A 23,688-nucleotide genomic window follows, 5' to 3' on the forward strand; every position below is an offset into this window, starting at 1 on the left:
TGATACGATCGCCCTTTATGAATGCCTTCCCCTTCGACGCCGTCCTTTTCGATTGCGACGGCGTCCTGGTCGACTCCGAGCCCATCACCAATCGCGTCCTGGCAGAAATGCTCGGCGAACTGGGCTGGGAGCTGAGCGCTGAGGAATGCATGCGCATCTTCACCGGCAAGGCGGTCAAGGACGAGGCGACGCTGATCGAGGCGCGCACCGGCTTCACGCTGACGCCGGAATGGCTGGTCGGCTTCCGCGAGCGGCGCAACATCGCGCTGGAGCGCGAACTGGTCGCCATTTCCGGCGCCGAGATGGCCGTCCGCGGGCTGCATGCGGCGCTCGACGGCCGCATCGCCTGCGCCTCGGGCGCCGATCGCTTCAAGGTCGAACTGCAGCTCGACAAGATCGGCATCCTCGACTGCTTCGAGGGGCGCGTGTTCAGCGGGCACGAAATGCCGCGTTCCAAGCCCGCGCCCGACGTCTACCTCGCCGCGGCGCAGGCGCTCGGCGTCGATCCGGCGCGCTGCGCGGTGGTCGAGGACACGGTCACCGGCGCCAGCGCCGGGGTCGCGGCCGGCGCCACGGTCTTCGGCTACAGCCCGAGCGACCTGGGCCACAGCGGGCCCGAGGCCTTGCGCGCGGTCGGCGTGGCACATGTGTTCACCGACATGGCAGAGCTCCCCGGGCTGCTTTCCGGCTGGCGTCTCGTGCCCGCCTGAGATTCCCATGCGGGCCCTGCGCGCGCTCTGGGTCGTCCTGGTCGCCGCGTGCCTTTCGGCCTGCTCGTCGCTGCGGCCATGGATCAACGAGCCCCTGCCCGAGACCCCGCCGCCGCGATCGGTCGTGATCTCGACGGCGCAGCGCGATCCGACCATCCTCGTCGCGGTCACGCTGTCCGGCGGCGGCGCGCGCGCGGCGGCCTTCGGCTACGGCGTGCTCGAGGAGCTCCACCACACCCGGTTCCAGCTGAACGGCCGCGAGACCGATCTGCTCGATGCCACCGACGTCATCAGTGGCGTGTCGGGCGGCAGCATCCTGGCGGCGTACTACGCCGCCTTCGGCGTCCTGGGGCTGCCGAACTTCGAAAGCGCCTTCCTGCGCCAGAACTTCCAGAACAGCCTCATCCTGAAGGCGCTGCGGCCGAGCAGCCTGCATGACCTGACATCGCCCTGGTACGGCCGCGCGCACCTGCTCGCGCGGCGGCTCGACGAGATCTACCAGGGCAAGACCTATGGCGACCTCGAGAACGACCCGCGGCACCCGCAACTGGTGATCGCGGCGACGGACATGTCGCTCGGAACCCCGTTCGAGTTCACGCAGGACCAGTTCGAGCTGATCTGCTCCGATCTGCAAAGCGTGCCGCTGTCGTTCGCTGTCGCGGCCTCGTCGGCGGTGCCGGTCCTCCTGAGCCCCCTGACGCTCAAGAACCACGCCCAGGTCTGCCGCGACCGGGGCATCACGCCCCGGCTCGCGACGGTGGGCGGCGTGAACTACCGGGCGCGCATGTTCCGCATGCAGGCGAACAGCTACCTCGACGCCCAGGCGCGGCCTTTCATCCACCTGGTCGACGGGGGCGTGGCCGACAACCTCGCGGTGCGGCGGCTGCTCGACCGGGCGCTGCTCGGCGGCGGTTTGGCCGAGAGCTTCGAGGAGGTCGGCATCCCGCCCGGCAGCGTCCACAAGCTGGTGGTGATCAGCGTGAACTCCGCGCGCGATCCGGCGAACAACATCGACCAGAGCGGCGAGGTGCCCGGCATCCGCCAGGTGGCGGACACGCTGCTTTTCGGCGCCGGTGCGCGCGCCACGCTCGAGACACAGGAGTTCCTTCTGGATACCGCCAGGCAGTGGCGCGAGGACCTGCGCCGCCGCGGCACCGGCGCGGACGCCTTCGCGCCCGACGCCGAGATCCATGTGGTGCAGGCCAACCTGCGCGATGCGGCGGATGGCGAGTTGCGGCTTCGGTTGTTACAAGTGCCGACCGCGTTCTCGATCAGCGACGAGGAGGTCACCCGGCTGATCGCCGCCGGTCGAAGCGCATTGCAGCGTTCGGCCGATTTCCAGGCGCTGAAGCGGTCGCTGGGCGTGAAGGACGATTGAACCGGACGCGGGCGGGGTGCGGCGAGGGCCGCCCGGAGAGGGAAATCAGTGCTTGCCGAGCACCGAGGAGGCCTTGGCCATCGCGACGAGCGACTGGGTCATCGCCTGGGCGCGGCCGGCCCACATGTCCATGACGAGCCGGTCGGCGTTCTCGTTCACGAAGGCGCCGTTGCGCGTGCGTCCCGACGTGGCGATGAAGTCCATGAGATCCGCGAAGTCGGAACTGTTGGTGTCGGGAATTTGTTGCATTTGGTAATCGTAGGGCTGGCTGGAGGCGTCGCCGGGCTGCGAGCCACTCCTGGAGTGCATCCGGCGCGCAATTGTTCACGGATTAGCCCCTGAAAAGTGCAACGCAATTGTCACCCGCCGCGCTGTTACAGATCCCGGCGCCTGAACGCCCCGGGCGTCAGCCCGCTCCAGGCGCGAAATGCACGGGAAAAGCTCTTTTCGTTGCGGAAACCCACCGCCAGTGCGATCTGCTTGATCGGGCGCTCGGTGCGCCGGAGCTGCTCCGCCGCCAGTTCGTGGCGGACCTCGTCCTTCAGCGTCTGCAGCGACATGCCTTCTTCCTGCAACTGCCGGTGCAGGGTGCGGGTGGAGAGGTTCAGCAGCGCGGCGATCGATTCGGCGTTGCCGGCTTCCGGCCCGCGGGTGCGCAACAGCTCGCGCACGCGCTGGCCCAGCAGCCGGTCGCGCCGGTATTGCAGCACCGTCAGCGGCAGGGCGCGGCGCAGCATCGTCCGCAGCGCGCGCTCGTCGCGCAGCAGCGGCATCGCGAGGTACCGTTCGTCGAAGCTGTAGCGGGCCCGGTCGGCGCCGAAGCGCAGTTCGCCGCCGAACATCAGTGGATAGGCGTCGCGGTGCGGCGGCGCCTCGAACGGGAACGAGGCCGCGCTGAGCGAGACGCGCGAATCGATCGCCCAGCAGGCATAGCCGTGCAAAAAGCGCAGGCTGGAGACGAGGCAGAACTCGCGGAAGACGCCCAGGTCGCGGTGTTCGGTGATCGTCAGCGTGGCCAGCCCGTCCGCCACGTCGAGGTCGAGCGTGATGTCCTCGGTCAGCAGCCGGTGGTGCCGGCACCAGCGCTTGATCGCCACGCCGAGGTCGGGCGAGGCGTTCGAGGCCCGGCACAGCATGCCGTAGGTGCCCCACGGCAGCCGGCGCGAGAACCAGCCGAGCGCCTCGTCGTCGAGTTCCTGCATCGCGTGGCCGGACAGCGTCTCGAACTGCGCGGCCGTCACGCGGGCGTTGGGATTTTCGATCTCATGCGGCGGAATCTGTGCCTCCGCCAGGGCGCCGGCGGGGTCCATCCCGTAGCGCTCGTAGCCTCGGACAATGGCTCTGACAAAGGCCATCGGGGTGGCGGCGCGGCTGGAGCCGCGAAGCGGGGACGAGCTCATCGAGAGGTGAACATGGTGGCTGGATTTGCAACCATTGTGGCGCCAATTGCAACGGCACACGGCGTAAGCTGCGGCTTTCCGCGCACGACTTTCCGCGCGCCGCCGACGACCCGAAAGGAGACAACCCCATGCACGATCCCGGCCTGAACTTCGACCTGGGCGAGACCATCGATTCGCTGCGCGACGCGATCCAGCACTTCGCCGCCGAAGAAATCGCGCCGCGCGCGGCCGCCATCGACCGCGACAACCTCTTCCCGCACGACCTCTGGAAGAAGCTCGGCGACCTCGGCCTGCACGGCATGACCGTGAGCGAGGAATACGGCGGCACCCAGCTCGGCTACCTCGCGCACATCGTGGCGATGGAAGAGGTCTCGCGCGCGTCGGCCTCGGTCGGCCTGTCGTACGGCGCGCACTCCAACCTGTGCGTGAACCAGATCCACCGCAATGGCAGCGAGGCGCAGAAGAAGAAGTACCTGCCCAAGCTGGTGAGCGGCGAACACGTCGGCGCACTCGCGATGAGCGAGCCCAATGCCGGCTCCGACGTGGTCAGCATGAAGCTGCGCGCCGAGAAGAAGGGCGACCGCTACGTGCTCAACGGCGGCAAGATGTGGATCACCAACGGCGGCGACGCCGACACGCTGGTCATCTATGCCAAGACCGAGCCCGAGATGGGCGCGCGCGGCATGACGGCCTTCATCGTCGAGAAGGGCTTCAAGGGCTTCTCGGCCGGCAGCAAGCTCGACAAGCTCGGCATGCGCGGATCGAACACCTTCCCGCTCTTCTTCGACAACTGCGAGGTGCCTGAAGAGAACGTGCTCGGCGGCGAGGGCATGGGCGCCAAGGTGCTGATGAGCGGCCTCGACTACGAGCGCGCGGTGCTTTCCGGCGGCCCGCTCGGCATCATGGCCGCGTGCATGGATACGGTGCTGCCCTTCATCCACGAGCGCAAGCAGTTCGGCCAGAGCATCGGCGAGTTCCAGCTCATGCAGGGCAAGGTGGCCGACATGTATTCGACCTGGCAGGCCACGCGCGCCTACGTCTACGCGGTCGGCAAGGCCTGCGACCGCAACGACCATGCGCGCACCTTCCGCAAGGATGCGGCCGGCGCAATCCTCTATTCGGCCGAGAAGGCCACCTGGATGGCCGGCGAGGCGATCCAGGCCCTCGGCGGCGTGGGCTATACCAAGGAATTCCCGGTCGAGCGGCTGTGGCGCGATGCCAAGCTGTACGAGATCGGCGCCGGCACCAGCGAGATCCGCCGCATGCTGATCGGCCGCGAGCTGTTCTCCGAAACCGCCTGATCCGAAGGAGGCGCACATGACCTCGAAGCTGAGCCTGGCGCAAGGCGCCACCGACGTGCCGCTGATCGAGCAGACCCTCGGCGATTTCTTCGACGACATGGCGGCGCGGCAAGGTGACCGCGATGCGCTGGTCAGCGCGCATGAAAAGAAGCGCCTGAGCTATCTTGAGCTCCAGCGCGAGTCGAACCGCCTTGCAAGTGCGCTGCTGAAGCTCGGCCTCGTGCCCGGCGACCGCGTGGGCATCTGGTCGCACAACAACGTGCCGTGGGTGCTGATGCAGCTCGCGACCGCCAAGGCCGGGATCATCCTGGTCAACATCAACCCGGCGTATCGAACCTCGGAGCTCGAATACGCGCTCAACAAGGTCGCGTGCAAGGCGCTGGTGACGATGAAGAGCTTCAAGACCAGCGACTACGTCGGCATGCTGCGCGAGCTGGCGCCCGAGCTCGCGTCATCGAAGCCCGGTGAACTCAAGGCCGCGCGCCTGCCGCACCTGCGCACCGTGGCGTGGATCGATACCCCGGCCGACAGCGGCGAGCTGCCGGGGCTGGTGCGCTTCTCGGCGCTGCTCGAAAGCGGTTCGGCCGACGACCCCAAGCTCGCGGCCACCGCGAAGACGCTGAAGGCGACGGACCCGATCAACATCCAGTTCACCAGCGGCACCACCGGCTTCCCGAAGGGCGCGACGCTCACGCACCGCAACATCCTCAACAACGGCTTCTTCATCGGCGAATGCATGAAGCTCACGCCAAAGGATCGCCTCTGCATCCCGGTGCCGCTCTATCACTGCTTCGGCATGGTGCTGGGCAACCTCGCGTGCATCACGCACGGCAGCACCATCGTCTACCCCAATGACGGCTTCGACCCGATCACGGTGCTGCAGACGGTGCAGGACGAGAAGTGCACCGGCCTGCATGGTGTGCCGACGATGTTCATCGCCGAGCTCGACCACCCGCGCTTCAGGGAGTTCGACCTTTCGACATTGCGCACCGGCATCATGGCCGGCTCGCCGTGCCCGACCGAAGTGATGAAGCGCGTGGTGGAGCAGATGCACCTGCGCGAGATCACCATCGCCTACGGCATGACCGAGACCAGCCCGGTGAGTTGCCAGAGCTCCACCGATACGCCGCTCGAAAAGCGCGTCTCCACCGTCGGCACGGTGCAGCCGCAGCTGGAGATCAAGATCGTCGATCCGATCAGCGGCGACATCGTGCCGCGCGGCAGCTCGGGCGAGTTCTGCACGCGCGGCTATTCGGTGATGCACGGCTACTGGGAAGACCCGGAGAAGACGCGCGAGGCCATCGACGCGGACGGCTGGATGCACACCGGCGACCTCGCGACGATGGACGACGAGGGCTACGTCAACATCGTCGGCCGCATCAAGGACCTCGTGATTCGCGGCGGCGAGAACATCTATCCGCGCGAGATCGAGGAGTTCCTCTACCGGCATCCGAAGGTGCAGGACGTACAGGTGGTCGGGTTGCCCGACAAGAAGTACGGCGAAGAGCTGTGCGCGTGGATCATCGCCAAGCCCGGCCAGAGCGTGACCGCCGACGAGATCCGCGACTTCTGCAAGGGCCAGATCGCCCACTACAAGGTGCCGCGCTACATCGAGTTCGTCACCGAATTCCCGATGACGGTGACCGGCAAGATCCAGAAGTTCAAGATCCGCGAAGCGATGAAGGGCCGCCTGGGCCTCGACGAAGAAAGAACCGCATGAAGCTGGAGACGAAACTCAACGCCCGTTCGGCCGAATTCCAGGCCAATGCCAGCGCGATGCGCACGCTGGTCGACGACCTGCACGCCCAGTTCGCCAAGGTCGAGGCCGGCGGCGGCGAGGCCGCGCGCAGCAAGCACACCGCACGCGGCAAGCTGCTGCCGCGCGACCGTGTCGCGCAACTGCTCGACCCCGGCACGCCGTTCCTGGAGATCTCCCCGCTCGCCGCGCACGCGATGTACCACGGCGCAGCGCCCGGCGCGGGCCTGATCGCCGGCATCGGCCGCGTGAGCGGCGTGGACTGCATGATCGTGTGCAACGACGCGACGGTGAAGGGCGGCACCTACTACCCGATGACCGTCAAGAAGCACCTGCGGGCGCAGGAGATCGCCGAGCAGAACCGCCTGCCGTGCATCTACCTGGTCGACTCGGGCGGCGCGAACCTGCCGAACCAGGACGAGGTGTTCCCGGACCGCGAGCACTTCGGCCGCATCTTCTACAACCAGGCGAACATGAGCGCGCAGGGCATCGCGCAGATCGCGGTGGTGATGGGTTCGTGCACCGCGGGTGGCGCGTATGTGCCGGCGATGAGCGACGAAAGCATCATCGTCAAGAACCAGGGCACCATCTTCCTGGGCGGCCCGCCGCTGGTGAAGGCGGCGACCGGCGAGGTCGTGACGGCCGAAGACCTGGGTGGGGGCGACGTGCACACGCGGCTCTCGGGCGTGGCCGATCACCTGGCGCAGAACGACCTGCATGCGCTCGCACTCGCGCGCACCGCCGTAAAAAATTTAGGGGATAACCGGGCGCAAGCGCCCGGTCCTTCCGTGGTCAGCGCCCCCGCTTATCCTGCGGAGGAGCTCTACGGCGTGATCCCCGTCGACACCCGCAAGCCCTTCGACGTGCGCGAGATCATCGCCCGCATCGTCGACGGCAGCGAGTTCCACGAATTCAAGGCGCGCTACGGCAACACGCTGGTGTGCGGCTTCGCCGAGATCGAGGGCATGCCGGTGGGCATCGTCGCCAACAACGGCATCCTGTTCTCCGAATCGGCGCAGAAGGGCGCGCATTTCATCGAGCTGTGCTGCCAGCGCAAGATCCCGCTGGTGTTCCTGCAGAACATCACCGGCTTCATGGTCGGGCGCAAGTACGAGAACGAAGGCATCGCGCGCCACGGCGCCAAAATGGTGACCGCAGTGGCCACCGCCAACGTGCCCAAGTTCACGATCATCATCGGCGGCAGCTTCGGCGCGGGCAACTACGGCATGTGCGGCCGCGCCTATTCGCCGCGCTTCCTCTGGATGTGGCCGAATGCGCGCATCAGCGTGATGGGCGGCGAGCAGGCCGCGAGCGTGCTCGCCACCGTCAAGCGCGACGGCATCGAGGCCAAGGGCGGCCAATGGAGCGCGGAGGAGGAAGAAGCCTTCAAGGCGCCGATCCGCCAGCAGTACGAGCTGCAGGGCCATCCGTACTACGCCACCGCGCGCCTGTGGGACGACGGCATCATCGACCCTGCCGACACGCGCCGCGTGCTGGCGCTGGGGCTCGCCGCCGCGCGCAACGCGCCGATCGCCGAGCCGAAGTTCGGTGTCTTCCGCATGTAAGACATAGAAGGAAGGGGTCCGTCATGACACTGCCGAACTACTTCGCGAGCCTCGCGCGCTATCACGTCTGGGCCACGCACAAGCTGATCGACACGAATCTGCGCGGGCTTTCGGACGATGACTGGCACCGCGATTGCGGCCTGTACTTCCGGTCGGTGCACCGCACGGTGAACCATCTTCTCTTGACCGACAACATCTGGTTCTCTCGCTTCGCCGAAGGGCGTTCGCTGCGCGTGCCGCTGGACACGGAACTGCATCAGGAACGCGCCGAAGTGTGCAAGGCGCTCGGCGAGGCGGTGATGCGCTGGAGCCCGTGGCTCGCGACGCTCACGCCCGATCGCTTCGATGGCGAGCTGGTCTATGTGCGCAACAACGGCGAAGAGGTGCGCATCCCCTTCGCGCCGGCGCTCGGCCATGTCTTCAACCATGCGACCCATCACCGCGGCCAGCTCACGGCGGCGCTGACGGCCATGGTCCACCCCGGACCCGAGCTCGACTGGGTCTATCTCCTTCAACAAGAGGCACGTTCCCCGACATGAGCACATCGTTCACCACACTCGAACTGTCCATCGAAGGCGCGGTCGCGCGCATCTGGCTCAACCGGCCCGAGCTGCGCAATGCGTTCGATGACGTGGTCATCCGCGAGCTCGGCGATGCGTTCGCAGAGGCGGTTGCGGCGCCCGCGGTGCGCGCGATCGTGCTCGGCGCGAACGGACCGGCCTTCTGCGCCGGCGCCAACCTCAACTGGATGCGGCGCGCGGCGGACTTCACGCATGCAGAGAACCTCGCCGATGCCGGCAACCTCGCCGCGATGCTGCGCGCGATCCACGAAAGCCCGAAGCCGGTGATCGCGCGCGTGCAGGGCGATGTGTACGCGGGCGGCATGGGGCTCGTGGCCGCATGCGATGTCGCGGTCAGCGTGGACACCGCGTGGTATTGCCTGAGCGAAGTGAAGATCGGCCTGATCCCGGCCACCATCAGCCCCTACGTGCTGCGCGCGATGGGCACGCGCGCGGCGCAACGCTATTTCCTGACGGCGGAACGCTTCAACGCGACGCAGGCGCATCGCATCGGCTTCGTGCATGAAGTGGTGCCAGCCGATGCACTCGACGCCAAGGTGGCCGAGATCGTGAAGGCGCTGACCAGCGCGAGCCCGGCGGCGGTGCGTGCCTGCAAGACGCTGATCGCGGACGTGGCAGGGCAGGAGATCGACGACGCGCTGATCGCGAAGACGGTTCAGGGCATCGCCGACATCCGCGCGAGCGAAGAAGGCCGCGAAGGCGTGCGGTCCTTCCTCGAAAAGCGCAAGCCTTCGTGGCTCGCCTGAAGCATCGGACGGATCATGGACTCGCTGGACATGCCCCAACTGCTGGCTCTGGCCGCGGCATTGGGCTGGGCCAGCGGCGTGCGGCTGTACCTCGTGGTGCTGCTCACGGGGCTTGCGGGCTATCTCGGCTGGGTCCAGCTTCCGGGGGGCTTGCAGCTTCTGGCGCATCCAGTGGTACTGGTTGCAAGCGGCTTCATGGTCTTCGTCGAGTTCTTCGCCGACAAGATCCCCGGCCTCGATTCGCTCTGGGACATGGTCCACACCGTGATCCGCATCCCCGCCGGAGCCGCTCTGGCAGCGGCTGTGTTCGGTGCCGACCATGCGGCGATGGCGCTCGTGGCGGCGCTGCTGGGCGGCGGCTTCGCGGCCACTGCGCATGCCGCCAAGGCCACCACCCGCGCGGCGATCAACACGTCGCCCGAACCGTTCAGCAACATCGGCGCGTCGCTGGTGGAGGACGGCTTGGTGCCGACCGGCCTGTGGCTCGCGGTCGTGCATCCGCTGGTGTTCGGCATTCTCTTCATCGCCGTGCTCGTGCTCAGCGTGTGGCTGATCCGAAAGAGCTGGCGGTTCCTGCGATCGCTCTTTGGCCGTGTCGCCCGCATCTTCAGCGGGCGGCCCGATCCCGGCGTGACGCCGGCGTTCCAGCTCAAGAAGAATCCCCCTGGAGACTCATCGAATGTTTAAGAAGATCCTGATCGCAAACCGTGGAGACCAGCCGCGAAGCGGCGCAGCGGCAGAGCCAAATTGCATGGCACGCGAAGCGTGCGGAGGCGATTTCACCGCGGGGGCGCAGCATGTTTAAGAAGATCCTGATTGCAAACCGCGGTGAAATCGCCTGCAGAGTGGCGGCGACCGCGCGTCGCATGGCAGTGCGCAGCGTCGCGGTGTACTCGGACGCCGACGCGCATGCCAGCCACGTGCGCGCCTGCGACGAATCGGTCCACCTCGGCGGCAGCGCGCCGAAGGACAGCTACCTGCGCTGGGAAAAGATCCTCGAAGCCGCGAAGGCCAAGGGGGCCGAAGCGGTGCACCCCGGCTATGGCTTCCTGAGCGAGAACGAGGAGTTCGCGCAGGCCTGCGCCGATGCCGGACTGGTCTTCATCGGCCCGCCGCCTTCGGCGATCAAGGCGATGGGCCTGAAGGCCGAATCCAAGCAACTGATGGAAAGGGCCGACGTGCCGCTGGTGCCCGGCTACCACGGCGCAGACCAGAACCCCGAGCTGCTGCAGCGCGAAGCGGACCGCATCGGCTATCCGGTGCTCATCAAGGCCAGCGCGGGCGGCGGCGGCAAAGGCATGCGCATCGTCGAGAAGAGGGGCGATTTCGCCGCCGCGCTCGCCTCCTGCCAGCGCGAGGCGATCAACAGCTTCGGCGATGACGCGGTGCTGATCGAGAAGTACGTGCAGCGCCCGCGCCACATCGAGATCCAGGTCTTTGGCGACACGCACGGCAACTATGTCTACCTGTTCGAGCGCGACTGCTCGGTGCAGCGGCGGCACCAGAAGGTGCTGGAAGAAGCCCCCGCGCCCGGCATGACCGAGGCGATGCGCAGGCAGATGGGCGAAGCGGCGGTGGCGGCCGCGCGTGCGGTCAACTATGTCGGCGCAGGCACGGTGGAATTCATCGTCGAGCAGCGCGACGACGGCCGCATGAGTTTTTTCTTCATGGAGATGAACACCCGCCTGCAGGTGGAGCATCCGGTGACGGAGGCGATCACGGGCCTCGACCTCGTCGAGTGGCAACTGCGCGTGGCGTCTGGCGAGCCCCTGCCGCTCAAGCAGGAGCAGCTTCAGATCCACGGCCATGCGATCGAGGCGCGCATCTGCGCCGAGAACCCCGACAACAACTTCCTGCCCGCCACCGGAACGCTGCACGTCTACCGCAAGCCGCACGCGACCGCCTTCCAGCGCAGCCGTGTGCGCATCGACGACGGCGTGCGCGAAGGCGGCGTCATCTCGCCCTTCTACGACTCCATGATCGCCAAGCTCATCGTGCACGGCGCGACCCGCGAAGAGGCGCTCGCGCGGCTCGACCAGGCGCTGGCGCAGACCCACATCGTGGGCGTGGCGACCAATGTGCAGTTCCTGCGCGGCATCCTGCGCACCGATTCCTTCGCCAATGCGAAGCTGGACACCGCGCTGATCGAGCGCGAGCGCGCAGTGCTGTTCGACCAGGAGCCGCTGGGCCTGCCGCTCGCGGCCGCGGCATCGATCGCGAACACGCTGCTCGCCGAGCGGGCGACCGCCAATGCCGATCCCTTCAGCCGTCGCGACGGCTGGCAGTCGCACGGCACCGCCACGCGGCCTTTCGAATTCGAATTCCGCGGCGAGACGAAGACCGCCGAGCTGCGCTACCTGCACGACGGCGCGCTTGCGCTCAGCGTCGGCGATGTCTCGGGTCCGCTGGAGATCGGCAGCTTCCCGACGGGCGAAGTCGAACTGATGTTCAACGGCCACCGGCACACGCTCAATGTCTACGAGGATCAGTCGACGGCGCACGTCTTCGCTGCCGATGGCGCGACGAGGATCACCGCCATCGATCGCCTCGCGCATGCCGGCGACACCCATGCCGAAGGCGGGCGTCTCACCGCGCCGATGCCGGGCAAGGTGGTGTCCTTTGCGGTCAAGGCCGGCGACAAGGTGAGCCGCGGACAGGCGCTCGCGGTGATGGAGGCGATGAAGATGGAGCACACCATCGCCGCACCCGCCGATGGCACGGTCGAGGAGTTACTCTTCGCGCCGGGCGACCAGGTCACCGAGGGCGCGGAGCTGCTTCGGATTGCTGGTTGATTAAGCTCGGGGGATGACTTCCCGAATGCGAATCCTGGTGTGCCTGACCGATCTTCGTCCCGATGCGTGGATCGAAGGGCTTCGCGCCGCTTTCCCCGAGGCCGAGGTGGAGAACTGGCAACCCGGCGCCGCGCCGGCCGACCATGCAGTCGTCTGGGCGCCGCCTCAGCAGATGCTGGACGAGCAGCCCGGGCTGCAGGGCCTCTTCAACATCGGCGCCGGCGTCGATGCGCTGCTCAAGCTCAAGGTGCCGCCCCGGACCCGCATCGTGCGGCTCGACGACGCAGGCATGGCGGTGCAGATGGCCGAGTATGTCTGCCACTACCTGATCCGGCACTTCCGCGAGTTCGATGCCTACGAGGCCGAGTCGCGTGCGGGCCGCTGGAGCTTCCGCAAGCCGCGCGAGCGCGAGGACTTTCCGGTCGGCGTCATGGGGCTCGGCGTGCTTGGCGAGCGGGTCGCGAAGGCGGTTCGGCACTTCGAGTTTCCGGTCAACGGCTGGAGCCGTTCGCCGAAGGATCTGCCCGGCGTGCGCTGCTTTGCCGGCGAGAGCAACTTCGATGCCTTCCTCGGCGCGAGCCGCGTGCTGGTCAACCTGCTGCCGCTGACGCCCGACACGCGCGGCATCATGAACCGCGAGACGCTCTCGAAGATCAACGGCGGCCAACCGGGCGGCTATGTCATCAACGTCGCGCGCGGCGCGCATCTGGTGGAAGCCGACCTGATCCCGCTGCTCGACAGCAGGCAACTCGCGGGCGCGACGCTCGATGTGTTCGAGGTCGAGCCGCTGCCTGCCGAGCATCCCTTCTGGCGGCACCCGAAGATCAACGTCACGCCGCACGGCTCGGCGCGCACGATGCGCGAAGCATCGATCGCGCAGATCGCCGGCAAGATCCGCGCGATGGTGCGCGGAGAACCCATTGCCGGCGTGGTCGACACGGAACGCGGATACTGATCCGTTCACGGAGAACTCCCCCATGAAACTTCCCAGCAAGGTCAGGATCGTCGACGTCGGCCCGCGCGACGGTCTGCAGAACGAGAAGCAGCCGGTGCCCGCCGAGGTCAAGATCGGCCTCGTGCATCGCCTGCAGGACGCCGGCGTGCGGGAAATCGAGGTCACCAGCTTCGTCTCCCCCAAGTGGGTCCCGCAGATGGCGGACAACTCCGAGGTGATGCACGGCATCCGGCGCAAGCCGGGCGTGCGCTACTCGGTGCTGACGCCGAACATGAAGGGCTTCGAGGCCGCGAGCGCCGCACCGCGCGAGGAATGGCCCGACGAGATCGTGGTGTTCGGCGCCGCGAGCGAGGCCTTCAGCCAGAAGAACATCAACTGCTCGATCGCCGAAAGCATCGAGCGTTTCGCGCCCGTCGCCGCAGCCGCACGCGCCAAGGGCGTCCAGGTGCGGGGCGCCATGAGCTGCACGGTGGGGTGTCCCTACGAGGGCGACATCGCACCCGACAAGGTGGACTACCTCGCCAGGCTGATGAAGGGCATCGGCGTGCAGCGCGTGGATGTGGCCGACACGATCGGCGTGGGCACGCCGCGCAAGGTGCAGCGCGCCATCGAGGCCACGCTCGCGCACTTCGGCATCGACGAGGTCTCGGGCCACTTTCACGACACCTACGGCCAGGCGCTCGCCAATACGCTGGCCGCGCTGGAACTGGGCGTGTGGAACTTCCAATCCTCGGTGGCGGGCCTGGGCGGCTGTCCCTACGCCAAGGGCGCGACCGGCAACGTCGCGACCGAGGACGTGGTCTACATGCTGCACGGCATGGGCATCGAGACCGGGATCGATCTCGACAAGCTGATCGATGCGGGCGTGTACATCAGCGATGCGCTGGGCCGCGAGCCGAACTCGCGCGCATCGAAGGCGATCCGTACGAAGAGGAATGGTTGATGTGTGGCGCTGAATTGACTTCGTTGCCCGAAGGCGTGCAGCGCGTCGCGCGGGTGCTGCAGGACAAGGGCCATCCCCATTCGCCGCGCATGCTCGACGATGCCGCGCGCACCGCGCAGCAGGCGGCCGATGCGCTGGGCATCGAGCTCGGGCAGATCGCCAAGAGCATCGTCTTCCGCCGCAAGTCCGACGAGAGCGCGGTGCTGGTCGTGACCTCGGGCGACAGGCGCGTGAACGAGAAGAAGGTCGAGGCCATCGTCGGCAAGCTGGGCCGCGCCGACGCGGACTTCGTGAAGTCGCGCACCGGTTTTTCGATCGGCGGCGTGTCGCCGTTCGGGCATGCGACCGAGCCGGTGATGCTGATCGATCGCGAGCTGTTCCGCTTCGACGAGATCTGGGCCGCGGCAGGCCATCCGCATGCGGTGGTGCGGCTGCGTCCGCAGGATCTCGAAGGACTCACCGGCGCTCCCGTCGCCGACGTCGTGTGACCACCGAAGCCGTGCCTTCGATCGTCGAACGCGCCGTCGCTGCGCGAGCTGTGGCGAGCGGCGTCCCGTCGCCCTGCATCTCGATCTGCCGCATCGACCCCGAGAGCGGCTTCTGCGAAGGGTGCCTCCGCACCATCGACGAGATCGCGGCGTGGAGCCGCATGGGCGATGCGGACAAGCGCGGCGTGTGGCGCGCGATCGAGCTGCGCGCCGAGGCCGGCTTCCTCGCCGGCGCCGGAGACAAGCCATGAAGCACATCACCTTCCATCTCGACTTCATCTCGCCGTATGCCTATCTCGCCTTCGAGCATCTGCCGCAGGCGCTCGAAGGGCTGACCTACAACGTGGCGTACAGGCCGCTGCTCTTCGGTGCGCTGCTCAAGCACCATGGCCAGCTCGGTCCGGCCGAGATTGCGCCGAAGCGCACGTGGACCTACCGGCACATCCTCTGGCTGGGCCGCGAGAGGGGCATTCCGGTGCAGATGCCGGCGACGCATCCCTTCAATCCGCTGCCCTACCTGCGGCTGGCGCTTGCGACGTCGACCGATGGCGACATCAACCGCCACGTGACCGAGACGATCTTCCGCGACCTGTGGCGAAGCGGCGGCGATCCCGGCGACGAAGCCCGGCTCGCTGCGCTGGCCGCTCAGCTGCGGCTGCTGCGCGATCCGGCGGGCGACGAGGTGAAGGCGCAACTCAAGCAGAACACCGACGAAGCGATTGCCGATGGCGTGTTCGGCGTGCCCACCTTCGAGGTCGACGGCCGGCAGTTCTGGGGTTTCGATGGCCTCGGCATGCTGCGCGCCTACCTCGCCGGCGACGACTGGTTCGACAGCGCTGAGTGGGCCACTGCTGACCAGCGCCCTGCGTTGCGTCGCAGCAATCGCTGATATTTTCTGCAGGCTGAAAAGCAATCCGCGGGTTAGACCCTAGGTTGTCAGCCACGATTAAGTTTGGCGACAGCCTCGGGTCAGTCGGCGCTCCAAGAATGCATGATGTCCCACGCCGTGGGCGCAAACACTAGAAGGAGACGACATGGCAGCCACACTAGATTCACGAGGAGTGCCCACGGGCACGCCCCGTCCCATGACCGGCGAGGAGAAGAAGGTCATCTTCGCTTCCTCCCTCGGAACGGTGTTCGAGTGGTACGACTTCTACCTCTACGGTTCGCTCGCGGCGATCATTGCCAAGCAGTTCTTCAGCGGCCTCGAGGCCGGCGCGGCCTTCATCTTCGCGTTGCTCGCCTTCGCGGCCGGCTTCCTGGTGCGTCCCTTCGGCGCCATCGTGTTCGGCCGTCTCGGCGACATGATCGGGCGCAAGTACACCTTCCTGGTCACGATCCTGATCATGGGTCTGTCGACCTTCATCGTCGGCCTCTTGCCCAGCTACGCCACCATCGGCGTCGCGGCGCCGGTGATCCTCATCGCGCTGCGACTGCTGCAGGGCCTCGCGCTCGGCGGCGAGTACGGCGGTGCGGCCACCTACGTGGCCGAGCACTCGCCGCACGGCAAGCGCGGCGCCTACACCTCGTGGATCCAGACCACCGCCACGCTCGGCCTGTTCCTGAGCCTCCTGGTCATCCTCGGCGTGCGCGAAGGCGTGGGCGAGGCCGCCTTCGCCGACTGGGCATGGCGCATTCCGTTCCTCGTCTCGATCCTGCTGCTGGGCATCTCCGTGTGGATCCGCCTGTCGCTGTCCGAGTCGCCGGCGTTCCAGCGCATGAAGGCCGAGGGCAAGACCTCGAAGGCGCCGCTGTCCGAGTCCTTCGGCCAGTGGAAGAACCTCAAGATCGTGATCCTGGCGCTCCTCGGCCTCACCGCCGGCCAGGCCGTGGTCTGGTATTCGGGCCAGTTCTACTCGCTGTTCTTCCTGACGCAGCAGCTCAAGGTCGACGCGACCACCGCCAACCTGATGATCGCGGCCGCGCTGCTGATCGGCACGCCGTTCTTCGTGGTGTTCGGCACGCTGTCCGACAAGATCGGCCGCAAGTCGATCATCATGGCCGGCTGCCTGCTGGCGGTGGTGACCTACTTCCCGGTCTTCAAGATGCTGACCGAAGCCGCCAACCCCGACCTCGCGAAGGCCCAGGCCACCGCGGGCGTCACGGTCACCGCCGACCCGAGCTCCTGCTCGTTCCAGGGCAACCCGGTGGCGCGCGAAATCGACTTCCGCAGCTCCTGCGACATCGCCAAGCGCTTCCTGGTGCAGAACTCGGTGAGCTACGAGCGCATCGACGCCCCGGCCGGCTCACCGGCCGTGGTGAAGATCGGCGAGGTGGCGATCACCTCGCCGGCCGGCAACGTGGTCAACCACAAGTTCGACGAAGCATCGAGCAAGGAAATCGCCGCCTTCAAGAAGAGCGTGACCGAGCAGCTCAAGTCCGCCGGCTACCCGAGCAAGGCCGACCCCGCCAAGATGAACAAGGTCCTGACCGTGGCGCTGCTGTTCTGGCTGGTGCTGCTGGTGACGATGGTCTACGGCCCGATCGCCGCCATGCTGGTGGAACTGTTCCCCACGCGGATCCGCTACACCTCGATGAGCCTGCCCTATCACATCGGCAACGGCTGGTTCGGCGGCCTGCTGCCCACCACCGCGTTCGCGATCGTGGCCAGCACCGGCAACATGTACAACGGCCTGTGGTATCCGATCGTGATCGCTGCGGTGACGCTGGTGATCGGCACGATCTTTGTCCGCGAGACGAAGGACGTCGATATCTACGCAAATGACTGAGCGTCCTCAGCCCCCGTGCTAAGACCAAAGGCCTCGTGCTGGCAACGGCTCGGGGCTTTTTCTTTTTATCCACAGAAACGCGGCGCAACTCGCTCAGTCGGCGTGCCGCTCGATCCAGCGGATCACGCCCTCGATGCTGCGGAATTCATCCGCCGAGCGTGCGGGGATTTCCGTGTGCCGCTCGTTCCACATGCGCGCCAGCGCCTGCCCGGGACCGATCTCGAGCACGCATCGTACGCGCCGTGACGCGATGCCCTCCATGCACTCGTCCCAGCGCACGGTGTGGTCGATCTGGCGCGCGAGTGCGGCCCGGGCCTGATCGGCATCGCGAACGCGGCCGGCGACGTTGCTGAGCAAAGGGAGTCGCGGCGCTTCGAGCGTGCGCGCGGCGAGCAGGGCTTCGAAGGAGCGCGCTGCGTCGCTCATCCATGGCGTGTGCGACGCCACGTGGACATTGAGCCGCGTGACATGGCCGCCGAGGCTTTGCGCTTCATCGGCCGCAGGCGCCAGCGCTGCCCTGGGGCCGCCGAGGACCACGCTGACCGGATCGTTGCGAATCGCCACTGCAAGACCGAAGTCCGCGCACAGGCGATCGAGCACCTCGGCCCCGAGGCCGCTCACCGCGATCAGGCCGCAGGCGCATCGTTCGGCATCGCGGTCCATCCGATCCGCGCGCTGCTGCACCAGTTCGATGGCGGTCGGTGCGTCATAGACGCCGGCGGCCGCGAAAGCCGCCACTTCGCCGACGCTGTAGCCTGCGACCACCGCCGGCGCGGGCAGGTGCGGCGCAAGTGCAGTCCAGGCGGCGAGCCCCGCCCCGGTGAGCAGCAGCTGGGCATTCGCGTTGCGGCCTGCCCAATCGGGATCGCGCAGGCGCTCGCGCCAGTCGTGGCCCAGCCGGCGTTGCACGCCTCGCAGCAAATCATCTTCAGCCAGCCAGGCCAGCATGGCGGGATGCTGCATGCCCTGGCCCGAGAAGATCAGCGCGTAGCTCATGCCAGACGCGCGCAGATGCGCCGTATCCAGCAGGCCGCTGCCAGCGTGTCGGCCGCGCCGCCGGGTGACAAACGCCGCGCCACGAAATCGCGATGGATGGCCCATGCGGCATCGAAGTCTTCATCGTGCGCCGCGCCACCGCGTTCGAGATAACCGCGCGCCGCGTGCCGCGCGTGCTGCAATCCCGCGAGGCCGCCGCGATGCGCGAGGTTGCTGTCGTCGAGCGAAGCCATGATCGCGAACAGCGTATCGAGGCGTGCGCGCTGCGAGTCCAGCCCGCGCTTCGTCGCTGCATCGATTGCCGGCACGGCGATGTCGAACAGCACGGGGAATCCGAGCGCTGCTTCTTCCGAGGCGCTGCGCAGTCCGTATCGGCGCGCGGCAATGCCGCCGGGCAACATCGATACGCGGCGGCTGCGCGCATGGAGCGCGTCGCCCCAATGCCGATGCAGCGCAGCGCGCAGCCCAGCCGGGCAGGGTGCTTGGCCGTCGCGCACCAGGGCACCCGCGGATGCGCAAAGAAGGCCGAGCGTGAAGATCGCACCGCGATGCGTGTTGATGCCGCCGGTGGCCGCGAGCATCCGCGCTTCGGCCGCGATGCCGCAGCGCTCCAATGCTTCGAAGGGCGCGTGGGCCTCGCCCAGGGCCGCGATCTGCACGAAGTAGTGGCGCAGCGCGAACAGGCTCTGCATGAAGGTGTGGGCGTCCATGTCGTCATGGCTGCCGCTGTCGATGAAGGACACCAGCCCCGGCTTGGGTGCGAGTTCGAGTTCGTCGTGCAGCGCGAGCGTCGCGGCGCGTCCGATGTCGGCCGGAGTGAGGTGCGGCGCATGCGTCGCCTGATGCGCGTAGCGCAACTTCGCGAGCACGGTCATGCCGCCATCTCCAGCGCTGGTGCATACCTGCGCACGAAGGACGCATCCGCCATCGATGCGCCGTGCAGGCGCTTCACGAGCAGGTGCCGCGCCCGGCCTGCGCGCCAGGCATGCCATTCGCGCCATGCGACGGCGGTGCCGTCCTCGAAGACCAGTTCGCCATCGAGCCGCGGATGGCGGGGCGCGAAGCGTTCGAGGTGGTGCGCGACGGTGTCCGCCTGCTCGGCATCGCGCACGCCGATCCACAGGTCGATATCGGAGCTCTCGCGCACGTAGGGGAGTCCGGTCAGCAACTGCCAGCCGTAGGCGCCGTAGATGCGTGCCGATGCATCGCAAGCCGCGAGTTGCCGGCCCAGCATTCGCCAGGCCGCACGGGGAATGCGCGGCAGCAGGCCGGCGGCATCGCCGAAGCGCGGGAACTCGTCGAACCACGCGAGCGCATTGCGGGGCACCTGGACCGCGAGGCGTCGCCGATCCCATTGCAGCGGCGCCGGCAGGCCGAGCGCGATCGGCCGATCGCCCGATGCGTCCGCGGGCTGGCGCGTGACCACGAGCGGCAGGCGATGTGCGGCCCAGTGGTCGATGCAGGCCTGCGCCTGTGCGTCCCAGGCCCGGGCGCGGACGCCGGCCCAGCCTGCGTCCGAGAGAAAGGCCAGCCGATGGCGGCGCAGCGGCATCATGGCGCGTCTCAGGCGGCGTCCAGCACGCGCTGTGCGATGGCGGCGGCGAGGCGGCGCCCGCCGCGCGCGGCGCCGTCGATGGCGCGCATGTCCTCCCTGGGCGTGTGCGCCAGCGCGTCACGCAGGGCGGCGGCCAGATCGCCTTCCCACAGCGCGCGCACGCCGCCCATGGCGACGTAGTTCGACACGCCGGGTGCGAACACGGGATTCGATTTCGACAGCGCTTCGAGCATCGCCTCGGGCAGCTTGGTCACGCGCGCCATCGCGGGGATGCGCATCACGCGGATCTCGGCTTCGGGCAGCGCATAGCAGGCATCGGCGATCAGGCCCGAGGTGATGAAGCCGCCGGACAGCGCCTGGTCGTACACCAGCCCGATCACGCGATGGCCGCGCCGCCGCGCGAGATCGATGCTCGCGCCGAGGTGCGCCATCGCGCGGTTGATGCCGAGCAGCTCGTCGCGCCGCCGCAGCTGCTGGCCCTGCGTGTCGATGAGGAGCAGGATCGGCCGCTCCGGATGCCGCGCAACGGTGTCGAGCACCACGCGCGCCTGCGCCAGCGCCAGCCGCACGCCGATGGGCGCGTGGTTCGTGGTGCCGACCACCGTGATCGGCTGGCCCTCGAAGCGCGCGCTGCCGTGCAGGAAATCGCCGTCGGCGGCGATGCCGTGGTCGGCGCCGAAGAGCCGGGTGGCGAGAAGGTTCCAGTCCATCGTTTCGCTCCTCATGCGGGACGCAGCGCGCGCACGGCGGCCACGTCCAGTTCGGGAATGCGCGCGGCGTCGGCGATGCCCAGGCGCGACCACAGCGCGATCGCGTCGTCGCCACCTTCGTCCGCGGGCGGCAGCAGGCAGAGGCGCGCCGCGAGCAGGGCGTGTTCGCGTTCGAGCGCGTCGAGCGTCACGGGCGCAGCCGCACCGATCGCATCGAGCGCCGCTGCGCGGAAGGCCGCCACGTCGTCCTCGACGAGCACGTCGCAATCGCCGGTCAGCCAGCGGTGCTTGCCGCCGGTCGTGCGCCACACGAGGGCGCGGTCGCGCGAATCGAACTCCTCCACGCCGAAGGAGGCTTCGATCACTTCGGGGCCCGACATGGCGAGCCGGCCCACGTCGCTCATCACGATGTGGTCGGTGCAGCGCGCGACGATGCCCATGCCGCCGAAGCAGCCGTTGGCGCCGCCGATCAGCGTGATCACCGGCACGCCGGCCGCGCGCACGTCGAGTACCGCGCGCATGACTTCCGACACCGCGATCAGCCCCGCGTTGGCCTCGTGCAGCCGTACGCCGCCCGATTCGGCCAGAAGCAGCACGGCGGCCGGGCGGTCGCGCAGGGCGCGTCGCAGCAGGCCCACCAGCTTGGCGCCATGCACCTCGCCGACGCCGCCGCCCATGAAGGCGCCTTCCTGCGCCGCGACGAACACCTCCAGCCCGCCGAGCTTCGCGCGGCCGATCGCGACACCGTCGTCGAAGGAAGACGGCACGCCGAGCTGCGCGAGATGCGGGCTGGTCAGCCGTTCGGACGGCGGCAGCCATTCGTGGAAGCTGCCGGCATCGAGCACACGCGCGAGCCGCTCGCGCGCCGAGCATTCGGCGTAGCTGATCATGGCCGTCCTCCTTGCGCCGTGCCCGGCAGTTCCGCCACGGCCTGGTCGAGCCGCAGGCTCACGACGGCCGGCGTCGCGCCCATGTCGTTGATCGAGATGCGCACGCCGGCCAGCGGATGCCGCGCGTGGAAGTCGCCGAGCACGGCTTCCCAGATCGGCCCGAAGCCGCGCGCCGAGGTCTCGACGCGCACGGTGCAGCCGTCGCCGCCGGCCGCTTCGAGCAGCACCTCCAGGTTGCCCGAGCCGACGACGCCCACCAGCACGGGCGCGAAGGCGCCGGCCGGGCGTGTGCCGGTGAAGGAGAAATCGAGGGCTTCGAGCCCCGCGGGAAGGGTCATGACGAATGCTCCATGATGTTGCGCGTCTTGCGCGACGCGTGAAACCGAAACACGCGAGGCCAGGAACCCCGCGGAACCGGCTTCGCCGGGCCGCCGGGGTTGCCCCCGGAGAGGGGGTGTCTGAGCCACACGAAGTGGGCGAGGCTGGGGGTGAGTTCCATTCACCAGTTTCTGAAACGCTTGGGCGGAACGTAGAGGCCGCCTGATGCACGCACCAGGTCGCGCATGCTGCGCGCGGCCAGCAGATTGCGCGTGGCCTCGCGCGGATCGATGCCGAGGTCTTCCGGCCGCCGGATCACGCCGCGGTCGCGCAGGTTCTCCACCGCGCGGCGGTCGCGTCCCAGGCCGATGGCCGTGTAGCCGGCGACGCCGCGAATGGCCTGCTCGCGCTCGGCGTCGGTGCGGCACAAGAGCAGGTTGGCGATGCCTTCCTCGGTCAGGATGTGCGTGACGTCGTCGCCGTAGATCATGATCGGCGGCAGTTCCATGCCGGCCTGCTCCGCGAGCTGCCAGGCATCGAGCTTGTCGACGAAGGCCGGCTGCATGTGTTCGCGGAAGGTCTCGACCATCTGCACCACCAGCTTCTGCCCGCGCGGCGTGCCGGCCGCGCCGCCGCGGCCATGGCGTGCCTCGCGGCCGGCCTTGAGCCACGCCGGGCTCGCATGGCGGCGGCCGCGCGCATCCGCGCCCATGTTGGGCGCGCCGCCGAAGCCGGCGATGCGGCCCAGGGTCGCGGTCGAGCTGTTGCCGTCGAGGTCGATCTGCAAGGTCGAGCCGATGAACAGGTCGCAGGCATAGTGGCCGGCCGCCTGGCACAGCGCGCGGTTGCTGCGCAGGCTGCCGTCGGGGCCGGTGAAGAAGACGTCGGAGCGCGCGCGGATGTAGTCCTCCATGCCCAGCTCGGAGCCGAAGGAGTGCACCGACTCGACCCAGCCCGCCTCGATCGCGGGAATCAGCGCCGGGTGCGGATTCAGCGCCCAGTGCCTGCCGATCTTCCCCTTGAGGCCGAGCGACTCGGCATAGGTCGGCAGCAGCAGCTCGATCGCGGCGGTGTCGAAGCCGATGCCGTGGTTGAGCCGCTGCACGCCGTACTCGGCGTAGATGCCCTTGATGGCCATCATCGCCATCAGCACCTGAATCTCGCTGATCTGCGCCGGATCGCGCGTGAACAGCGGTTCGATGAAGTTGGGACGCGGCGCCTTGACGACGAATGAGACCCAGTCGGCCGGAATGTCCACGCGCGGCAGCGTGGTGGTCCTGCCGTCGACCAGCTCGTTGACCTGCGCGATCAGGATGCCGCCCGAGAAGGCGGTGGCTTCCGCGATGACCGGCGTGTCCTCGGTGTTGGGGCCGGTGTAGAGGTTGCCCTCGGCGTCGGCCGCGTGCGCGGCCACCAGCGCCACCTGCGGCGTGAGGTCGACGAAGTAGCGCGCGAAGAGTTCGAGGTAGGTGTGGATCGCGCCGATCTCGATGCGCCCGCCCGACACCAGCTTGGCCAGCCGCCCGCCCTGCGGGCCCGAGAAGCTGAAATCGAGCCGCGCGGCGATGCCGTTCTCGAACACGTCCAGATGCTCCGGCAGCGCGAGCACCGACTGCACCATGTGCAGGCCGCGCACCCTGGCCGGGTCGACCTGCACCAGCGCGCGCGCCAGGAAGTCGGCCTGCTTCTGGTTGTTGCCTTCGAGGCAGACGCGGTCGCCCGGCTCCAGCACGGCCTCCAGCAGCTGGCCGACCGCCTCGGTGGCGACGCGCTTGCCGGCCAGGTCGGCGCCGAGGGCATGGGCCGCTCGCGCGAGGCGCGAGGCGCGGTTCTCGGCCTTGGTGTTCCAGTTCTTCATGCGATCCATGGGGATTC

Annotated in this window: 24 protein-coding genes; 15 read left to right on the forward strand and 9 right to left on the reverse strand. The window is 68.2% G+C overall.

The features are described from left to right. Positions 1-17: 17 nt before the first annotated feature. Together VAR608DRAFT_RS19010 and VAR608DRAFT_RS19015 are read left to right on the forward strand one after the other, a co-directional pair. Positions 18-710 carry an HAD family hydrolase gene (locus VAR608DRAFT_RS19010; RefSeq protein WP_088955462.1) on the forward strand — a complete coding sequence of 231 codons (693 nt, stop codon included), beginning with the start codon at positions 18-20 and terminating at the stop codon, positions 708-710. Positions 711-717: 7 nt separating this feature from the next. Further along, positions 718-2,088 (forward strand): patatin-like phospholipase family protein, encoded by a 1,371-nt coding sequence (locus VAR608DRAFT_RS19015; protein ID WP_088955463.1) that lies wholly within the window; start codon positions 718-720, stop codon positions 2,086-2,088. A gap of 45 nt (positions 2,089-2,133) precedes the next feature. Here the strand turns inward: VAR608DRAFT_RS19015 and VAR608DRAFT_RS19020 are convergent, their stop codons facing one another. Next, on the reverse strand, positions 2,134-2,337 hold the full coding sequence (locus VAR608DRAFT_RS19020) for a hypothetical protein (protein WP_157731048.1): 204 nt from the start codon (positions 2,335-2,337) through the stop codon (positions 2,134-2,136). A 125-nt stretch (positions 2,338-2,462) separates the two neighbouring features. Beyond that, a complete protein-coding gene (locus VAR608DRAFT_RS19025; protein WP_088955465.1) occupies positions 2,463-3,488 on the reverse strand; it encodes an AraC family transcriptional regulator in 1,026 nt (341 codons plus the stop codon). 128 nt (positions 3,489-3,616) lie between these two features. Between VAR608DRAFT_RS19025 and VAR608DRAFT_RS19030 the strand changes: the two genes are divergently transcribed. The 13 genes from VAR608DRAFT_RS19030 (at position 3,617) to VAR608DRAFT_RS19090 (ending at position 17,344) form a co-directional block, all read left to right on the forward strand. Beyond that, a complete protein-coding gene (locus VAR608DRAFT_RS19030) occupies positions 3,617-4,789 on the forward strand; it encodes an isovaleryl-CoA dehydrogenase (protein ID WP_088955466.1) in 1,173 nt (390 codons plus the stop codon). A gap of 16 nt (positions 4,790-4,805) precedes the next feature. After that, positions 4,806-6,509, forward strand: coding sequence for an AMP-binding protein (locus VAR608DRAFT_RS19035; RefSeq protein WP_088955467.1), 1,704 nt, complete (start codon positions 4,806-4,808; stop codon positions 6,507-6,509). Beyond that, the gene (locus VAR608DRAFT_RS19040; protein ID WP_088955468.1) at positions 6,506-8,110 is read left to right on the forward strand and encodes a carboxyl transferase domain-containing protein; all 1,605 of its coding nucleotides are present in this window, start codon (positions 6,506-6,508) and stop codon (positions 8,108-8,110) included. Before VAR608DRAFT_RS19035 ends, VAR608DRAFT_RS19040 begins: the two co-directional genes overlap by 4 nt. A gap of 23 nt (positions 8,111-8,133) precedes the next feature. Next, positions 8,134-8,649 (forward strand): DinB family protein, encoded by a 516-nt coding sequence (locus tag VAR608DRAFT_RS19045; protein ID WP_088955469.1) that lies wholly within the window; start codon positions 8,134-8,136, stop codon positions 8,647-8,649. Next, on the forward strand, positions 8,646-9,437 hold the full coding sequence (locus VAR608DRAFT_RS19050; RefSeq protein ID WP_088955470.1) for an enoyl-CoA hydratase/isomerase family protein: 792 nt from the start codon (positions 8,646-8,648) through the stop codon (positions 9,435-9,437). The genes VAR608DRAFT_RS19045 and VAR608DRAFT_RS19050 overlap by 4 nt, the downstream gene beginning before the upstream one ends. Before the next feature lie 15 nt (positions 9,438-9,452). Continuing rightward, a complete protein-coding gene (locus VAR608DRAFT_RS19055; RefSeq protein ID WP_088955471.1) occupies positions 9,453-10,124 on the forward strand; it encodes a DUF4126 domain-containing protein in 672 nt (223 codons plus the stop codon). A gap of 110 nt (positions 10,125-10,234) precedes the next feature. Further along, complete coding sequence (locus VAR608DRAFT_RS19060) at positions 10,235-12,229, forward strand: acetyl-CoA carboxylase biotin carboxylase subunit (RefSeq protein ID WP_088958862.1); 1,995 nt, start codon at positions 10,235-10,237, stop codon at positions 12,227-12,229. Positions 12,230-12,254: 25 nt separating this feature from the next. Then, positions 12,255-13,184: a 2-hydroxyacid dehydrogenase gene (locus VAR608DRAFT_RS19065; protein WP_088955472.1), complete on the forward strand. Its 930-nt coding sequence runs from the start codon at positions 12,255-12,257 to the stop codon at positions 13,182-13,184. Positions 13,185-13,206: 22 nt separating this feature from the next. After that, positions 13,207-14,127 carry a hydroxymethylglutaryl-CoA lyase gene (locus tag VAR608DRAFT_RS19070; RefSeq protein WP_088955473.1) on the forward strand — a complete coding sequence of 307 codons (921 nt, stop codon included), beginning with the start codon at positions 13,207-13,209 and terminating at the stop codon, positions 14,125-14,127. After that, a complete protein-coding gene (locus VAR608DRAFT_RS19075; protein ID WP_088955474.1) occupies positions 14,127-14,615 on the forward strand; it encodes a YbaK/EbsC family protein in 489 nt (162 codons plus the stop codon). The genes VAR608DRAFT_RS19070 and VAR608DRAFT_RS19075 overlap by 1 nt, the downstream gene beginning before the upstream one ends. Further along, positions 14,612-14,866 carry a DUF1289 domain-containing protein gene (locus VAR608DRAFT_RS19080; protein WP_088955475.1) on the forward strand — a complete coding sequence of 85 codons (255 nt, stop codon included), beginning with the start codon at positions 14,612-14,614 and terminating at the stop codon, positions 14,864-14,866. Before VAR608DRAFT_RS19075 ends, VAR608DRAFT_RS19080 begins: the two co-directional genes overlap by 4 nt. Then, positions 14,863-15,504, forward strand: coding sequence for a 2-hydroxychromene-2-carboxylate isomerase (locus VAR608DRAFT_RS19085; protein WP_088955476.1), 642 nt, complete (start codon positions 14,863-14,865; stop codon positions 15,502-15,504). The genes VAR608DRAFT_RS19080 and VAR608DRAFT_RS19085 overlap by 4 nt, the downstream gene beginning before the upstream one ends. A gap of 145 nt (positions 15,505-15,649) precedes the next feature. Next, on the forward strand, positions 15,650-17,344 hold the full coding sequence (locus VAR608DRAFT_RS19090; RefSeq protein ID WP_088955477.1) for an MFS transporter: 1,695 nt from the start codon (positions 15,650-15,652) through the stop codon (positions 17,342-17,344). 93 nt (positions 17,345-17,437) lie between these two features. Here VAR608DRAFT_RS19090 and VAR608DRAFT_RS19095 read toward each other — a convergent pair whose 3' ends face one another. From VAR608DRAFT_RS19095 to mdcA, 7 genes are all read right to left on the reverse strand, one after another. Further along, complete coding sequence (locus tag VAR608DRAFT_RS19095) at positions 17,438-18,340, reverse strand: malonate decarboxylase subunit epsilon (protein WP_088955478.1); 903 nt, start codon at positions 18,338-18,340, stop codon at positions 17,438-17,440. Then, positions 18,337-19,215 (reverse strand): triphosphoribosyl-dephospho-CoA synthase MdcB, encoded by an 879-nt coding sequence (gene mdcB / locus VAR608DRAFT_RS19100; RefSeq protein WP_088955479.1) that lies wholly within the window; start codon positions 19,213-19,215, stop codon positions 18,337-18,339. The genes VAR608DRAFT_RS19095 and mdcB overlap by 4 nt, the downstream gene beginning before the upstream one ends. Then, positions 19,212-19,895, reverse strand: coding sequence for a malonate decarboxylase holo-[acyl-carrier-protein] synthase (gene mdcG / locus VAR608DRAFT_RS19105; protein WP_088955480.1), 684 nt, complete (start codon positions 19,893-19,895; stop codon positions 19,212-19,214). Before mdcG ends, mdcB begins: the two co-directional genes overlap by 4 nt. Positions 19,896-19,903: 8 nt before the next feature. Then, the gene (locus VAR608DRAFT_RS19110; RefSeq protein ID WP_088955481.1) at positions 19,904-20,605 is read right to left on the reverse strand and encodes a biotin-independent malonate decarboxylase subunit gamma; all 702 of its coding nucleotides are present in this window, start codon (positions 20,603-20,605) and stop codon (positions 19,904-19,906) included. Between the two features lie 11 nt (positions 20,606-20,616). Then, positions 20,617-21,495, reverse strand: a complete 879-nt coding sequence (locus tag VAR608DRAFT_RS19115) for a biotin-independent malonate decarboxylase subunit beta (protein ID WP_088955482.1) — start codon at positions 21,493-21,495, stop codon at positions 20,617-20,619. After that, entirely contained in the window at positions 21,492-21,833 is a 342-nt protein-coding gene (mdcC, locus tag VAR608DRAFT_RS19120; protein ID WP_088955483.1) for a malonate decarboxylase acyl carrier protein, read from the reverse strand. Before mdcC ends, VAR608DRAFT_RS19115 begins: the two co-directional genes overlap by 4 nt. Positions 21,834-21,994: 161 nt before the next feature. Further along, the gene (gene mdcA, locus VAR608DRAFT_RS19125; protein WP_088955484.1) at positions 21,995-23,680 is read right to left on the reverse strand and encodes a malonate decarboxylase subunit alpha; all 1,686 of its coding nucleotides are present in this window, start codon (positions 23,678-23,680) and stop codon (positions 21,995-21,997) included. Between the last annotated feature and the right edge of the window lie 8 nt (positions 23,681-23,688).

Source organism: Variovorax sp. HW608, assembly GCF_900090195.1.
GTDB lineage: Bacteria > Pseudomonadota > Gammaproteobacteria > Burkholderiales > Burkholderiaceae_C > Variovorax.

Excerpts from the sequence above, each read along its gene's own strand:
- VAR608DRAFT_RS19010 (WP_088955462.1), top strand. The coding sequence starts at position 18 with ATGAATGCCTTCCCCTTCGACGCCGTCCTTTTCGATTGCGACGGCGTC.
- VAR608DRAFT_RS19015 (WP_088955463.1), top strand. The coding sequence starts at position 718 with ATGCGGGCCCTGCGCGCGCTCTGGGTCGTCCTGGTCGCCGCGTGCCTT.
- VAR608DRAFT_RS19020 (WP_157731048.1), bottom strand. The coding sequence starts at position 2,337 with ATGCAACAAATTCCCGACACCAACAGTTCCGACTTCGCGGATCTCATG.
- VAR608DRAFT_RS19025 (WP_088955465.1), bottom strand. The coding sequence starts at position 3,488 with ATGAGCTCGTCCCCGCTTCGCGGCTCCAGCCGCGCCGCCACCCCGATG.
- VAR608DRAFT_RS19030 (WP_088955466.1), top strand. The coding sequence starts at position 3,617 with ATGCACGATCCCGGCCTGAACTTCGACCTGGGCGAGACCATCGATTCG.
- VAR608DRAFT_RS19035 (WP_088955467.1), top strand. The coding sequence starts at position 4,806 with ATGACCTCGAAGCTGAGCCTGGCGCAAGGCGCCACCGACGTGCCGCTG.
- VAR608DRAFT_RS19040 (WP_088955468.1), top strand. The coding sequence starts at position 6,506 with ATGAAGCTGGAGACGAAACTCAACGCCCGTTCGGCCGAATTCCAGGCC.
- VAR608DRAFT_RS19045 (WP_088955469.1), top strand. The coding sequence starts at position 8,134 with ATGACACTGCCGAACTACTTCGCGAGCCTCGCGCGCTATCACGTCTGG.
- VAR608DRAFT_RS19050 (WP_088955470.1), top strand. The coding sequence starts at position 8,646 with ATGAGCACATCGTTCACCACACTCGAACTGTCCATCGAAGGCGCGGTC.
- VAR608DRAFT_RS19055 (WP_088955471.1), top strand. The coding sequence starts at position 9,453 with ATGGACTCGCTGGACATGCCCCAACTGCTGGCTCTGGCCGCGGCATTG.
- VAR608DRAFT_RS19060 (WP_088958862.1), top strand. The coding sequence starts at position 10,235 with ATGTTTAAGAAGATCCTGATTGCAAACCGCGGTGAAATCGCCTGCAGA.
- VAR608DRAFT_RS19065 (WP_088955472.1), top strand. The coding sequence starts at position 12,255 with ATGCGAATCCTGGTGTGCCTGACCGATCTTCGTCCCGATGCGTGGATC.
- VAR608DRAFT_RS19070 (WP_088955473.1), top strand. The coding sequence starts at position 13,207 with ATGAAACTTCCCAGCAAGGTCAGGATCGTCGACGTCGGCCCGCGCGAC.
- VAR608DRAFT_RS19075 (WP_088955474.1), top strand. The coding sequence starts at position 14,127 with ATGTGTGGCGCTGAATTGACTTCGTTGCCCGAAGGCGTGCAGCGCGTC.
- VAR608DRAFT_RS19085 (WP_088955476.1), top strand. The coding sequence starts at position 14,863 with ATGAAGCACATCACCTTCCATCTCGACTTCATCTCGCCGTATGCCTAT.
- VAR608DRAFT_RS19090 (WP_088955477.1), top strand. The coding sequence starts at position 15,650 with ATGGCAGCCACACTAGATTCACGAGGAGTGCCCACGGGCACGCCCCGT.
- VAR608DRAFT_RS19095 (WP_088955478.1), bottom strand. The coding sequence starts at position 18,340 with ATGAGCTACGCGCTGATCTTCTCGGGCCAGGGCATGCAGCATCCCGCC.
- mdcB (WP_088955479.1), bottom strand. The coding sequence starts at position 19,215 with ATGACCGTGCTCGCGAAGTTGCGCTACGCGCATCAGGCGACGCATGCG.
- mdcG (WP_088955480.1), bottom strand. The coding sequence starts at position 19,895 with ATGATGCCGCTGCGCCGCCATCGGCTGGCCTTTCTCTCGGACGCAGGC.
- VAR608DRAFT_RS19110 (WP_088955481.1), bottom strand. The coding sequence starts at position 20,605 with ATGGACTGGAACCTTCTCGCCACCCGGCTCTTCGGCGCCGACCACGGC.
- VAR608DRAFT_RS19115 (WP_088955482.1), bottom strand. The coding sequence starts at position 21,495 with ATGATCAGCTACGCCGAATGCTCGGCGCGCGAGCGGCTCGCGCGTGTG.
- mdcC (WP_088955483.1), bottom strand. The coding sequence starts at position 21,833 with ATGACCCTTCCCGCGGGGCTCGAAGCCCTCGATTTCTCCTTCACCGGC.
- mdcA (WP_088955484.1), bottom strand. The coding sequence starts at position 23,680 with ATGGATCGCATGAAGAACTGGAACACCAAGGCCGAGAACCGCGCCTCG.